Below are 14,553 nucleotides of genomic sequence, written 5' to 3' on the forward strand. Positions count from 1 at the left end.
ATTAACACAATAAATTATGGATTGGCAACTCGTAAACTTTATTTTTGATTATTATTCAACCCTTGATTCGCATTTTAATTTCTTTGATAATATCTTCACACCGAAAAAACCGTAATGTAATCAACAATCTCTGGATAATATTGCTGGCAAAACGCTAATAAATCTTTCTTTGTTGGCTGTACTGCAATAATTGTTTCACGGTATGCACCGTAGTGCATTTTGGGCAAAGCCTGATTGGCTTTAAGATTCTTCTTATCATTTTTTATATATCTAGCCGTGTATTCTTTTTCAAACACCGTCCTTTCATTATGCTTTTCAGCATACCCTAATGCCTTATGCGGAAACTCGCCCTGATCCAATGCTTCTTTAATATAATGTGCAATAATATCTTTAATCGCTGCCGTCTTTGGTGGGTTTGCCAAATCATCACCTATTGAGTACTTAGAGTAAATACCATCTATGGCTTTGATTTGATTATATTCATTGGTAAAGCTACGGCGCATGTTTGAACCAAAATGGATGCTATAAGTACTAATAAAACCATCATAGATAATATGTTCCAAAAATGGCAATAATATAAAGTTCACCTGATAAGGCAAACTATGCTTTGGAAAAAAATCTTCTAAGCTATGGCTAATTCCCTTAATGCCATATAATCTAGTGCCTTTATTTGCGCCTAGTGATGCCATCACCACCGAGTGATCACGTAAATGCTTCATGAGAAAGCAATCAGTCACCAACTTACCTCGCCACTGACGGATAACGTCTAGATCTTCTTCCTTAAAGTTATATGGGTTTCTATCACAGAACTCTTCTATATTGGCTGCCGCATACATTTTATCTCTTATCGAAGGAATAGCGCCTTGCAATTCATCATGACTTAAGTCCTGAAAATCTTCCACGGATTTTAACCTAGAATTAATAGCATATTTTTTGTTGGTGAAATCCATTAAAGATCGGTGAAGTTTAAAAAAATATTCTGCTTCATGTGATAAAAGTTGACTCATTGCCGTTGTCCTTATTTTTTGCCTTCATAATACAAATCCACCTAAGTTAAACCTAAATCCCCCTCACCCGCGCAGCTTACGCTACGCGACCTCTCCCTCAAAGGGCTAGGTAAAAATAGTTCAACTCATACCGCCCACAAATCATTTTACGCGCGGTATATTCTTCAGTTAGTTACATACCATACCTCTCACTTTTAGCAATGCCTATTAACAAACCAATAAATTCTAACACTTTACTTTTAATTTTCAGTCAAATCGTTAATATATTTTCACCTCTAGTCAACCCCTTTAACATATATGGCAATTCATAAAATCAAAGGTTATGTTATTTTCGTTGTGGTGCTAAGCGCCTTTTTACTATTTTATAAATATATTATGCAGGTTTTCCCAGGCCTTATTGCCAATGACATTATGTCGTCTTTTAGCATCTCTCCAGCTGAAGCAGGGTCGTTAGTTGCTATTACCTTTTGGACCATTGTTATTACCCAATTATTCTCAGGGGTGATTTTGGATAAATTTGGTTTTCGCATCATTAGCTCACTATCATTGGTGAGCTCAGCATTCGGGCTTCTGGTATTTATTTATGGCGCTAATCACGGTGATTTATGGCTTGGCTATCTTGGGCGCATTATGATTGGCGTTGGCATTTCCTTTGCTACGGTTAGTTATATCAAAGCAGTTTCAGTATGGTTCTCCCCGCGACGCTTTGCCTTCGTTTCAAGCTTCTTGGCAACTGCAGCGATGCTAGGTGCGATCATTGGGCAAGCACCATTATCTTATTTGATCTCACATACAGGCTCTTGGCAAAAGGCATTGGTAATCTGCGCTTTTATTGGGCTTATTGGTGCACTTTTATATTTTCTCATCGTCCGTGATCATAACCCTAAACAAAAAAACATCTCCACCAAGGACAGCAGTCTTGAGTGGGTATCAATAAAAACAGTACTGTTCAATCGCAATAACTGGCTATTAACCTTTTATTCAGGCTTAAGCTTCACAGCGATTGACGCCTTTGCCGGCCTTTGGGGTAACAACTATTTTCGTGAGCAATATGGTGTGTCAACTGAGCATGCAGCAGGCATGATTTCGATGATCTTCCTTGGTATGGCTATTGGTTCACCAATTATTGGCAAACTATCAGAACACTATAACACCAAGCGTTTAATGCTAGGCTTCCATGTTATAGCCACCATTAGCCTTGCGCTTGTTCTCACAGTAAAAACCACACCACTAACCGCCTCTATCTGCTTATTTATCTTTGGTTTCTCACTCGGCATTTATATGCTGAGCTTTGCCATTGGTCGACGCATTAACCCTATCGTTGTAACTGCTACTGTTGCTGCTTTAATCAACACGGGCGAGCCTATCTTTGGCGCGATTTTCGATCCTCTTATTGGTTATTTTCTTGAGCTTACATGGCAGGGTAATTACATCAATAGCGCTGGACAAATTGTGCAGTATGCACAAGGTTTGGCACCCGCTAATGCTATCAAACACTTCGATGTTTCTTCTTACCATATGGCATTCTCCATTTTGACACTCAGCATGATTCTGTCTTTTGTCTTATTATGCTTTGTTAAAGATAACAACGAAGCACAAAGTGATGATGTCTAACACTAATAAAAACATTTTCTGATACGTTATTTCTGCTATGATGGTGCGCATTGCCATGATAGACAAGAATGCAAGACGCAATGAAACCAACAATCAAAGCTAGCCATTTATTTTGGATCTTTTTCCTCACTTACGCATTTTTATGGACGCTCGCGCCGTCAATTATGCGCTTTGTCACACCAATGGATGCCACCGAAGGGGCAATGTGGGCGCATACGCTGCAATGGGGCTATCCACGCGACCCTTGGTTAAATGCGCTATTAACTAAGGTCGCACTCTTGATTAGCGGCAACCATGATTGGAGTGTTTATTTATTCTCTCAACTGATGGCGCTTATTGCATTTTGGTCAATTTGGCGCTTGGGACGATTGATCTTTAAAAATGATTATTTAGCACTATTTGCTGCCATTATTCTTATTGCCATTCAATACTATAACTTAGCGATTATTGACTTTAATGACAATGCCTGTGAGCTTGGACTTTGGCCGTTAATGGCTTTATATTTTTATCGCAGCACCACCACAAATCGCCTGAAGCATTGGGTACTACTTGGCATCATCTCAGGTCTTGCGATGATGGCGAAATACTATACTGCTGTACCCTTAGTTACTATGCTGCTTTTTATCCTTTTTGAAAAATCACTCCATCGCCACTTAATTAACTGGAAGCTTTATCTAAGCTTAACCATCTTAATTGTTATTTGTATTCCTCATATCATGTGGCTTATGAACTATGGTTTTATAACGATTCACTACTCAATGGATAAAGTTGATAGCCATATTCATGAAAGCGTATTGCAAAGACACTTTGTCTATGCGCTACATTTCTTTTTCGCACAAATTGGAACGTTCATGGGCGCTGTTGCCTTATTTTTATTTGGTTTTGCAGGTAAAACCCAAAATAAACCAACGCTCAATAGTAAAACAAACATTGACACCTTTAACGCCAAATTCTTGTTTTTAGTTGGGTTTGGCCCGACACTTGTTACCGTGCTTATTTCAATCATTGGCGGTTGGAATATCCATACGATGTGGGGCATCCCATTGTTAAGCTTATGGAGCCTTATCCTCATTGCACTAACCAAACCTGTTTTAACCATGAGCAAACTCAAACGCCTTATTGCTATGGCCAGTTTTATTACCCTTTTGTTACTTATAGGCTATAGTGTTTCATTATCTCGCAGTAAAACCAGTAGCGCCAATTATCCGGCACGCGAAATCGCACAAATCGTCACCAATGAATGGCACCAACGTTATAACACCAAGCTTGAATATATAGCGGGCTTTAATAAACCGATTAGCTATATCACCCGCTATTCCAAAGACCATCCAATGGCGCTTATTGCTTTTGATCCTAAACTTAATCCTGCACTTGATATGCATGACTTACGCTTGAAAGGCGCGGTGTTTATTTTGGTGCCACAAATGGAAGGCACTACTACATTTCCAAAAGAGGTATTAGCACAATACCCTGATTTAGTAATCACACCTTATCAAGAAATCCCTTGGAAACGTGCCAAGACCAATCAACAACCGATGCGCTTTCAAATCGCTTTTTTACCACCAAAGCCATAGTGTGACCATATGACTTTACGCGACAGTTATCTAAATTATCTCAATACACATCACTACAATGAAGACCCATTGCAATTACAAGCAATTGACTATTTACAGCAAGTCATTGCGCAAGTTAAGGAGCAAGTCTCAATAAAATCTAAGACCTGGCGCTTATTTAAAAAGAAGCCTGACCCAATCAAAGGCTTATACATGTGGGGTGGCGTTGGTCGCGGTAAAACTTTTATCATGGATTTATTCTATGATGCGCTAACTATTGATAATAAAACGCGCTTGCACTTTAATCACTTCATGCAACAGGTACACCAATCATTGCGTAGCTTTCAAGGTCAAAATAATCCTTTACAAAAAGTCGCTCATAATATTGCTGATCAATATAGCGTAATTTGTTTTGATGAATTTTTTGTCGAAGACATTGCAGATGCGATGATTTTAGGTGGTCTTTTCACACAATTATTTGAACTTGGCATTACCCTTATCGCCACTTCAAACATCCCCCCTCAACGTCTTTACCAAGGTGGCTTACAACGCGAGCTTTTCTTACCGGCAATTGACTGCCTTATCAAGCATGTCACCGTTCTTAATCTTGATTCCGGCACTGATTACAGACAACTAACACAAGCGCATAATCAAAACTACTTCTACCCCTTACCAGAAGCCACACTTGATCTTGCCAATCGCTTTAAACAAAGCGCATCAACTCATGTAATGCATGATACTGAAATCATCCTTGAAGATCGTCTTGTTAAAGTCAAAGCCGTTGATGAAAATGCTATTTGGTTTGATTTCTTTAGTATTTGCGGTGATGGTCGCGGTGTGAGTGACTATATCGCCCTTGCCAAACGTTTTGATACCATCTATATCAGTGATATGCCCATATTAACGATAAAATATGAAAGTGAGACCAGACGTTTTATCGCCATGATCGATGAGTTTTATGATGAAGATAAACACGTTATTATCGCAGCGGATGCTGACTTTAATGACATCTATCAAGGTGAAAAACTTAAATTTGAATTTGAACGTACTAAAAGCAGATTATACGAGATGCAGCAACAGCATCAGCAAAGAACAAACACACGTAAAACTACGCTTGTCTTTTTAAATGAATCTTATTAGAATCGTCCACTTCAAATTTAAACAGACAATTAAATGAACATTAAAAGAATAATTTCAACCCTATTCATTTTAGTAACGATCACACTTTTTAGTGGTTGCGCTGCAATTGGTACTGCCGTTAGTCATCGTAACTTAGAAACCCAAACGCTTATGAGCAATAGTGTCTTTTTGTCACCTGAATCTGTTGATTTAAAGCCAACAATATTTATCATGCTAACCAATACCACAGATCACCCAGATTTCTCTATTAAAAGCGCTTTATTAAAGCGTCTTGAATCGAAGGGTTACACTATTGTTAATCATCCACAACAAGCTTCTTTTATTTTGCAAGTCAACATTCTACAAGTCGGTCAAAAAAGCAAAACCGCAGCACAAGAGATGATGTCTGAAGGCTATGGTGGTGCATTAGAGGGTGTAGTATCCGGCGTTGCTATTGCTGCCACAGGTGGTGCAAATGTCGTTGTTGGCGGTGTTGCAGGTGGTGTTGCCACATCAGTGACAGATAATTTTGTCAAAGACGTAACCTATACGGTGATTAGTGACATTAAGCTCAGTCAAAAATTCAAAGACAATACAATCACAGATAAAACAAGAATTCTTAGCATGGCAAATCGTGTAAATCTAGCATTTGATAGCGCTAAACCACTACTTGTCACTGGTTTATCTGACGCCATTTCAGGATTATTTATCCAACAAACCACAGCCTAGGAAATCACATGCGATATTTATCAGCAACCCTAAGCCTTATTATATCTTTGCTTCTGCTAACAGGCTGCGCTCATCAACCGATTGGCAGCGGCCCTGTTCTCAATAGCATGAAAGTCGAGAAAAAAGACGTCTTGCACGCGGTTGGCCATGATTCAACCGTTATTGGTACGATTGGCGCAGGTGCCGGCGCAGTGACTGGAGCAATTGTTGGCATTGGTTTAACCATTGTAACCTTTGGTTTAGCAGCACCTTTGATTCCTGTAACAACCTTAGCAGGAGGCGCTGGAGGTGCCGCCATTGGTGCTGGCAGTGGCGCTATTTACGGCTATGCCAAAAACCATGACCAATACTTGTACAGCTATCTTGTAGAAAATAAAAGTGATGGCAAAAAATACCTTATTCACCAATATGACAAGAACCAAATTGCTCAAGGTCAATTAGTTAATATCTATCATGATAAGGGTGATATATTTTATATTCGAGAAATCAAAAAAGCCTAAGTAAATACGACCATAACTAAGGACTAAACCACTTCTTTTGTTTGTAACACTTGGTTGTAAAGCATATCTTTGACACGGCGACGCTGCTTTTTAAGATTTGTTAACTCATTATCTGTTACTGCTTCTTGATTGGCTTCAATTCTAAATATTTCCTTATCAAGCGCTTCATATTCATTAAATAGTTTGTGAAAGTGATTATCCGTTTCTTTTAAATTATGGATTGTTTCAGCATACTCTGGAAACTCTTTAACTAGCGGGTGGTGTTCTAACATTATTGACTCCTACATTTATGATTAATATTACAAACTTCCAGTTTGAGTCTAACAATCATAAAACTAGGCGTCATGCACGCTTATAGCAAAAAATATCAATAGATCCAAAAACAATGATCTATGTCATCTTTTTATATATTTTTTAGTGGTAAAAATAAACGACGAGCTTCCGAGTGAAACTCCCTAAAATCAAACTGTTTATAAAAAGATACCGCTTTTTCATCAATTGCATCCACAACCATGGCATAAATAAAAAATCACAAAAAAATGCAAATCCTAATTGACAGTCTTTAAAAATTTCTGTTAGCTTAAGTTCAAGTTGTTAATTTTTTCGTGAAGACATTATGCTTAAATACGCTTGTTACAAACGAATGATGATGCCCAACCTAGGCGCTGTTGTCGAGGTTGGGTTTAAGTCGTTTGCTTAAGCGCGAACAAGCGATTTAAACACCAATTCCAGTGCCTAGGATTTTAAAGGCACTGGCTCCTTGCCAGCGACCCCAAGCGCGAAAAATAGCTTCAAGAGGTTCAACATGGCAAATCAATTTACAAATGAGCAGCACTTCACCACACAATGCATCCATTCAGGCATCCAAGCAGATCCAAATAATGGCGCTTTATTAACACCTATCTTCCAAACAACTACATATCAACAACAAAGTGTAGGCAATCACCAAGGGCACACTTACAGCCGTTCATCTAATCCTACGGTGAGCGTATTAGAAGAGAAGCTTGCCAAGCTTGAAAAAGCACCAAGTAGCGCATGCTTTGCCACAGGCATGGCGGCTATTAGCGCACTTGCTTGCACTTTACTCAAAGCGGGTGATCATGTCGTCTGTTCTGATGTTGTCTATGGTGGCACCGTACGCTTATTCAATGAAGTACTTAAAAAATTTGGCGTTGAGGTAAGCTATGTTGATAGTAGCAACCCACAAAATGTCAAACATGCGATTACTGATAATACCCAATTAATCTTAATTGAAACACCCGCTAATCCAACGCTTAAATTAACTGACATCAAAGCAATCGCTGATATTGCTAATGCACATAATATTCTATTGGCAGTGGATAACACTTTCTTGACGGCGGCACTGCAAAAACCACTTGATCTAGGGGCAGATATTAGTATCTATTCGACCACCAAATACATTGATGGGCACAACGCGACTGTTGGTGGTGCGTTAATCGCTAAAGATGAAGCGATTAACGAGCGCTTTCGATATACCCGCAACTGCTTAGGATCAATTCAAAAACCCTTTGAGGCATGGCTTGTTTTACAAGGCATTAAGACATTACCACTTCGTTTGAAACAACACTCTGACAATGCCTTAGCAGTAGCGCGTTTTCTGGCAACACACGAGGCAGTTAAAAGCGTTTACTATCCTGGTTTAAATAGCTTCCCACAGCATGCACTAGCTGAAAAGCAACACCTAGGCGCACACGGTGGAATGCTCGCCTTTGAGCTTAAAGGTGATATTCAAAATGGAATAAACTTTATTAATTCGGTTAAGCTCTGCGCGTTAGCTGAGAATCTCGGTGCGATTGAAACTTTAATCACCCATCCAGCGACGATGACGCATGGTCCAATTGCCGCAGAAGAGCGCAAACGCCTTGGCATTCATGATGGTTTAATTCGATTATCTGTTGGCTTAGAAGATCCATTTGATATCATTCAGGACCTAGATCAAGCATTAGCTGCTGCCACCGAACAACAAAGTAAGCAAAATAAGCAAAACAAACAAAAGGTATCTTAATCATGACACAATATCGCTGTAGTAGTTTTCAAGCCGAAGTCGTTGTGCTTAAGTTTGGCAGCTCCATTCTTGAATCTCTTGATCACGTCCAAGACGCTGCTTTTGAAGTAAAACGCTTTGTAGATCAAGGCTATAAAGTTATTGCAGTTGTCTCGGCTATTGGCAACACTACCGATGCTTTAGAAGGTAATCAAAATGCATTTAATCTAAGCAACAATCAAACCAGTGCCAAAGCGCGTGCTTTATTGCTATCCACGGGTGAACTACAATCTGTCGCATATCTGACACAAGCACTACTACAGCAAGGAGTCCAAGGCAATTTCATCACCAACCCAATCGTTGCTGAAGGTGATTATGCCAACGCCACTCCACTTCATATCAATCAATCATTATTTCATGAGCTATTAAACACACAACAAGCCATCGTTGTACCGGGTTTCATTGCCGAGAATAAAGACAATGAACCTTGCCTTTTAGGGCGAGGTGGTTCGGATTTAACAGCCCTTTTTATTGCGCATCAATTGCAAGCCAAGCGTTGTATTTTACTAAAAGATGTTGATGGCGTTTATCATTTAGACCCCAATAAATTTGAAGATGCTATTCGCTACGAGACACTCACCTATGACTGCGCAAAAGAAAAAGCAACACAAGTCATTCAACCGCAAGCGATTACTTGGGCTAAAGCGCATTGCTTAACATTTCAAATTGGCAAACTCAATGGCAATAATTACACAACCGTTGGCACATTAGAAACAAGACAAGCCGCTCAATTGTCACGTCAAGTTAATATTTATGAGGTTGCATAATATGGATCAGTGGACGCGCCTTATTCATCCAGAAATTGACAATAACGACCCATATCACGCCAACAGTTTACCGATCTATCAAACGGCTACGTTCGCCCAAGATGATGCTGAGCATCCTGCTAACCACTATGATTACTCAAGAAGTGGCAATCCGACACGCGCGTACCTTGAAGCTTACATTGCTAAGCTTGAAAATGCGCAATATGGTCTAGCATTTAGTAGTGGCATGGCAGCTATTAGTTGTGTGCTGCAACTATTAAACGCAGGCGATCATATCATTATTGGCACCGACATTTATGGTGGTACACACCGGATTGTTCACAAGGTGCTAACGCGTTTTAATATTCAATGCTCGCACGTTGACTTCAATGATGAGCAAGCATTAAAACAAGCATTAACGGTAAATACTAAGTTGTTGTTACTAGAAACACCAACCAATCCACTCCAGCAAATAACCGATATCAACGCCTTAAGATCAAAGCTAGCGCAGAATATTATCCTTGTCGTAGACAATACCCTGCTATCACCTTGGCTACAGAAGCCGCTGGAGCTTGGTGCTGATATTGTGATTCACTCAGCGACTAAGCATTTAGCAGGACACAGCGACGTGTCTGCAGGTATTGTTGTCACTAATCATGAACATTTAGCCAAAGAGCTTAAATTCTTACAAAATGCTAACGGTAATGCGCTTGACCCCATGCAGGCATGGCTTTTATTAAGAGGGGTTAAAACACTTGGTTTACGCATTGAGCGTCAACAGCAAAGCGCGCTTAAAATTGCACAATTTCTAGAGAGCCACCCCAAAGTGACTAAAGTTTACTATGCAGGACTACCAACACATCCAAACTATAATATTATGCAGGCTCAAGCCTCAGGATCTGGCTCGGTATTAAGCTTTACTACTGAATCATTTGAACTATCTAAACACATTGTAAATCAGACGCAACTTTTTACTATTTCAGTAAGCTTTGGCAGTTTAATGAGTCTCATTAGTCTGCCTTGCCAGATGTCGCATGCCGCAATTGATAGCAGTAAGCGCAATATTCCAGAGAGTCTTATCCGACTATCTATTGGCATCGAAGATCCTGACGATCTCATTGCCGATCTTGAGAAAGTCTTAGACCATGAAATAACAACATCTTTTACGAGTGAGTACCATGCCAAATAACAGTCATATTAGTTTTGAACTATTCCCTTCTAAAGCTCATCTTGACAATGGTAAGCTTTACCAAGCGATTGATGAGATAAAGCCTCATGCACCTAAATACATATCCGTCACTTTTGGCGCTGGCGGCTCAGAGTCTTACGCTAACTCGTTAACGCTTATTCGCTATTTACGTCAACAGCATATTGATGTCGTGCCACACATTATCTGCTTTCACCTTGATAAGCAGGCGATTTTTAATCTTTTGCAAGAATATATTAAGCTTGGCATTGATCGCCTTGTTGTTGTTCGTGGCGCTTTACCACAAGATATTCAAAGACAAACCAAAGTAAGCTTTAATTATGCTTATCAATTAATTGATTATATTCGCCAAATCAGTGGTGAGCAGTTTGATATTACGATTGCAGCCTATCCTGAGTTTTATCCTAGCTCCAAGACTTTACAAGAGGATATCGATAATCTAAAACAAAAGATAAACGCAGGCGCCAACCATGCGATTACGCAATATTTTTATAGTATTGATGCCTTCTATCACTTCTTACAAATGTGTCATGATCATCAAATCACTATTCCGATTACGGCGGGAGTTATGCCCATCGCCAATTATCAAGGCTTAAAGCGCTTCTCACAAATTTGTCATGCTGATATCCCCCAGTGGCTTGATAAGCATCTTGCCGCCTACGCACATGATCCTGTGGCACTACAAGACTTTGCCAGTGATGTTGTCGCTAAATTGTGTGATGACTTAATTGACCTTGGCGTGCATGGGCTTCATTTCTATACTTTGAATCAAATGTCTGCAACCAATGCCGTGATTGCTAAAAGCTCGAAACTGCAAAGCATTTTGGCACAGCAAAAAAGCCAGAGGAATCAACAAGCTCCTGAGCTAATCAGCATTACCCAATTAGCATCTCGTTAATCACTTTAATCACTTTAATCACTTAGCTTTACAGTTATAGGCTTTCGACGTACCATAATCACAAATCAATGACAAATCAATGACAATCGTGATTTCTTATGCAATTGCCGCCATTAAAGTCCTTGCCTTATTTTATTGCTGTTGCCAAGCACAAGCATTTTGCTCAGGCTGCTGCCGAGCTTAATCTTACTGCCGGCGCGATTAGCCAACAAATTAAACAACTGGAGCAGTATCTTGGGACAACGCTTTTTAACCGTGACACTAAGCATGTTGAGTTAACACATGAAGGGATGCGCTACTACAAAGAAATCGAAGCAGCACTAATTCACATTGAGCAGGCAACAAGTCAGATTAAACCGCTTAATCAAGATACGGTACAATTACGCGTTTTTTCAACACTTGCCGTACAATGGCTAATCCCACGATTAAGTGATCTTTACCTAAAACATCCAGATATCAATCTCAATATGATGACGTCAACTGAGTTAAAAGCACATGATGTCGATAATGCTGATTTGAGCATTCAACTAGGATTAGAGGATCCAGCCAGTAAAGCAGTTAAGCTATGGCAGAATCAACTGATGCTTGTCTACAACCCGCAGATCATTAAAGCCGATGAGATAAAAAAGAGTCCTGCGATTGTCGTAAATCACCCCTTGCGTGAACAAGACTGGCAGATTTTTTGTGAGTCTACGCATTTAACAATACCTAGCAAAAAAATATCTGTTGCCACAACTATTCATGCGCTTCAAGCCGTTGAAAATGGACTGGGCAGCTTTGTTACGCACTTGCCACTTGTGCACGCATTAATTCAAAACAAACGCCTTAGTATTTGGCAAGAACCTTTGCCATTATCGCAATACTATTACTTAGTTGATAATCAGCCGCACCGGCATACTGCCAATAAAAAAATTGTGCATAATTGGTTAGTAGAGCAAGCACAACAGTATTTTGAAAAGTAAATTTACCTGCTGATCACAATTGTGATTTACAGTGCTTTTGTGGACAATAGCTTACTCCATTGCTTAAATACACTATTGATATGAAACTTTATATTTATGAACACTGCCCTTTCTGTATCCGTCCACGCATTATTTCAGGGCTAAAACATATTCCACTTGAACTAATTTACCTTGCCAATGATGATGAGAAGTCTCACTTTGATCTCATTGGCAAAAAACAAGTGCCTTTTTTACAAAAGGATGATGGTAGCTTTTTGATTGAAAGTTTGGATATCTGTCAATATCTCAATAATTTTGACAACAAGCCAATCTTAAGCGATGAGATCACTACAAACACCAAACTGATTGAACTCACGACACTGCTAAGTAATACCAGTAAATCACTGGTCTACCCAAGTTTTTTGAATCATCCACTTAATCAACAAGATTTCCCAACGCAAAGTGCGAAAGACTATTTTGAGCGTAAGAAAGAAAAGTACATTGGTTGCTTTAAGGCAAATTTACGCTTTCCAGATGCTGTCATTGAAAGCACACAAGCAATTTTGAGTGAACTTGATCAGCTTATGACATACACCTATGCTAGCAGCAACCAATTGTCTTGGGATGATATTATGATTTTTCCAATACTGCGTAACCTAGGTATTATTAGTCATCTTATTAATATTCCTGAGAATATTAAACGCTATGTCAAACACTTAGCGCATGAAACAGATATTGGACTTTATACTAACTTCAACCAAGGATAGTAACTTATGAAAATCACTCAAATTGAAATTTTTGATATTCACTGCCCCAAGCGTCTAGCGTGGTCACCCGTGTTTGTACGCATTCATACCGACGAGGGGCTAACGGGAGTCGGTGAAGCAGGTCTTGCTTATGATCTTGGGCATTCCGCTGCTGCACATATGATTAAAGAGTTTGCCAAGGAGATGTTATTAGGAGTTGATCCATTTGCTACTGAACATCTTTGGAATCGTATGCTACGCGAGAGCTTCTGGGGTCTAGGTGGCGGACCTGTAGTCTATTCGGCAATGAGCGCGATTGATACCGCACTTTGGGATATCAAAGGTAAAGCCCTTGGTTTACCGGTTTATCAACTTCTGGGTGGTAAAACCAATAAAAAACTGCGTACTTACGCCAGTCAATTGCAATTTGATTGGGATTGTTATGAGCGTAAGACTTTATTCAAACCCGAAGACTATGCCAAAGCAACTGAAAAAGCAGTAGCTGAAGGTTATGATGCAGTTAAAGTTGATCCGATGATGTTTGATCACAAGGGGGATACAATCTATGACTGCACCTTACCATTTCGCCGTGATCACTTAAATTTGATTCATGCCCGCATGCAGGCGATTCGCGATGTATTGGGTGAAAATGGTGATATTATTTTTGAATGCCATAGCTTACCTGGCCTTACATCCGCGCTACAGCTTGGTGAGATTGCAGAAGAATTTAACTGCTTATACTTTGAAGAACCTGTTAATTATTTAAATAGTAAACTGCATGAACCACTTAAGCAAAAACTTAATGTGCCAATTGCTGCGGGTGAGCGCTTGTATTTACGCCATGGTGTACGCGAATATCTTGAGAAGCAAACCGTTGATGTTTTGCAGCCCGATATTGGTTTATGTGGCGGTCTAACTGAAACAAAAAAAATCTGCGATTATGCCGATATGTATGATGTCAAAATCCAGGCGCATGTGTGTGGGGGCCCTATAGCAACAGCTGCTAGTTTACACTTAGAAACTACCATCCCTAACTTTATTATCCATGAACATCACACCTATGCCTTAAAAGACTTTAATCGCGAGCTTTGCCTACAAGACCCACAACCGGTGAATGGTTTCTTTGAAGTATCAGAAACGCCAGGGCTTGGGATCGAATTAAACGATGAAGTGGTAATGAAATCTCCTAAGATGATCATTAAATAAATCACCACTTTTACTGCATAATTAACAACCTATTTTTATGTTTTTTGATTTGATTCTATTCGATTTCAAAATATCGGCATTAACCACTTGACATAGCAAGGTCAAGTCGATAAATTGTCGCAGTACCGCGGAGAGATGGCCGAGAGGCTGAAGGCGCTCCCCTGCTAAGGGAGTATGGGGTTAATAGCTCCATCGAGGGTTCGAATCCCTCCCTCTCCGCCA

14 protein-coding genes and 1 tRNA gene are annotated in these 14,553 nt (G+C 39.7%); 13 read left to right on the forward strand and 2 right to left on the reverse strand.

Going from position 1 to position 14,553, the window contains the following annotated elements:
- Window positions 1-95: 95 nt before the first annotated feature.
- On the reverse strand, window positions 96-1,007 hold the full coding sequence (locus tag ACY10D_RS04760; protein ID WP_486999631.1) for a hypothetical protein: 912 nt from the start codon (window positions 1,005-1,007) through the stop codon (window positions 96-98).
- A gap of 297 nt (window positions 1,008-1,304) precedes the next feature.
- Here ACY10D_RS04760 and ACY10D_RS04765 point away from each other — a divergent pair, with 297 nt between their 5' ends.
- From ACY10D_RS04765 to ACY10D_RS04785, 5 genes are all read left to right on the forward strand, one after another.
- Complete coding sequence (locus ACY10D_RS04765; RefSeq protein ID WP_486999632.1) at window positions 1,305-2,621, forward strand: MFS transporter; 1,317 nt, start codon at window positions 1,305-1,307, stop codon at window positions 2,619-2,621.
- An 80-nt stretch (window positions 2,622-2,701) separates the two neighbouring features.
- On the forward strand, window positions 2,702-4,195 hold the full coding sequence (locus tag ACY10D_RS04770; protein ID WP_486999633.1) for a glycosyltransferase family 39 protein: 1,494 nt from the start codon (window positions 2,702-2,704) through the stop codon (window positions 4,193-4,195).
- Window positions 4,196-4,204: 9 nt separating this feature from the next.
- On the forward strand, window positions 4,205-5,314 hold the full coding sequence (gene zapE / locus ACY10D_RS04775) for a cell division protein ZapE (RefSeq protein ID WP_486999634.1): 1,110 nt from the start codon (window positions 4,205-4,207) through the stop codon (window positions 5,312-5,314).
- Between the two features lie 33 nt (window positions 5,315-5,347).
- On the forward strand, window positions 5,348-6,022 hold the full coding sequence (traT, locus tag ACY10D_RS04780; RefSeq protein WP_486999635.1) for a complement resistance protein TraT: 675 nt from the start codon (window positions 5,348-5,350) through the stop codon (window positions 6,020-6,022).
- A gap of 8 nt (window positions 6,023-6,030) precedes the next feature.
- The gene (locus tag ACY10D_RS04785) at window positions 6,031-6,522 is read left to right on the forward strand and encodes a hypothetical protein (protein ID WP_486999636.1); all 492 of its coding nucleotides are present in this window, start codon (window positions 6,031-6,033) and stop codon (window positions 6,520-6,522) included.
- 23 nt (window positions 6,523-6,545) lie between these two features.
- Here ACY10D_RS04785 and ACY10D_RS04790 read toward each other — a convergent pair whose 3' ends face one another.
- On the reverse strand, window positions 6,546-6,794 hold the full coding sequence (locus tag ACY10D_RS04790) for an HP1242/YdcH family protein (RefSeq protein WP_486999637.1): 249 nt from the start codon (window positions 6,792-6,794) through the stop codon (window positions 6,546-6,548).
- A 533-nt stretch (window positions 6,795-7,327) separates the two neighbouring features.
- Here ACY10D_RS04790 and ACY10D_RS04795 point away from each other — a divergent pair.
- From ACY10D_RS04795 to ACY10D_RS04830, 8 genes are all read left to right on the forward strand, one after another.
- Window positions 7,328-8,548, forward strand: coding sequence for a trans-sulfuration enzyme family protein (locus ACY10D_RS04795; RefSeq protein WP_486999638.1), 1,221 nt, complete (start codon window positions 7,328-7,330; stop codon window positions 8,546-8,548).
- A 2-nt stretch (window positions 8,549-8,550) separates the two neighbouring features.
- The gene (locus ACY10D_RS04800; protein WP_486999639.1) at window positions 8,551-9,354 is read left to right on the forward strand and encodes an amino acid kinase family protein; all 804 of its coding nucleotides are present in this window, start codon (window positions 8,551-8,553) and stop codon (window positions 9,352-9,354) included.
- Entirely contained in the window at window positions 9,341-10,522 is a 1,182-nt protein-coding gene (locus ACY10D_RS04805; RefSeq protein ID WP_486999640.1) for a trans-sulfuration enzyme family protein, read from the forward strand. Before ACY10D_RS04800 ends, ACY10D_RS04805 begins: the two co-directional genes overlap by 14 nt.
- Entirely contained in the window at window positions 10,512-11,438 is a 927-nt protein-coding gene (locus ACY10D_RS04810; protein ID WP_486999641.1) for a methylenetetrahydrofolate reductase, read from the forward strand. Before ACY10D_RS04805 ends, ACY10D_RS04810 begins: the two co-directional genes overlap by 11 nt.
- Before the next feature lie 98 nt (window positions 11,439-11,536).
- Window positions 11,537-12,400, forward strand: a complete 864-nt coding sequence (locus ACY10D_RS04815; RefSeq protein WP_486999642.1) for a LysR family transcriptional regulator — start codon at window positions 11,537-11,539, stop codon at window positions 12,398-12,400.
- A gap of 80 nt (window positions 12,401-12,480) precedes the next feature.
- Entirely contained in the window at window positions 12,481-13,146 is a 666-nt protein-coding gene (gene grxB / locus ACY10D_RS04820) for a glutaredoxin 2 (protein ID WP_486999643.1), read from the forward strand.
- A gap of 6 nt (window positions 13,147-13,152) precedes the next feature.
- Window positions 13,153-14,331, forward strand: coding sequence for a mandelate racemase/muconate lactonizing enzyme family protein (locus ACY10D_RS04825; protein ID WP_486999644.1), 1,179 nt, complete (start codon window positions 13,153-13,155; stop codon window positions 14,329-14,331).
- 129 nt (window positions 14,332-14,460) lie between these two features.
- Window positions 14,461-14,553, forward strand: a tRNA-Ser gene (locus ACY10D_RS04830).

This window comes from Cysteiniphilum sp., from assembly GCF_057495195.1.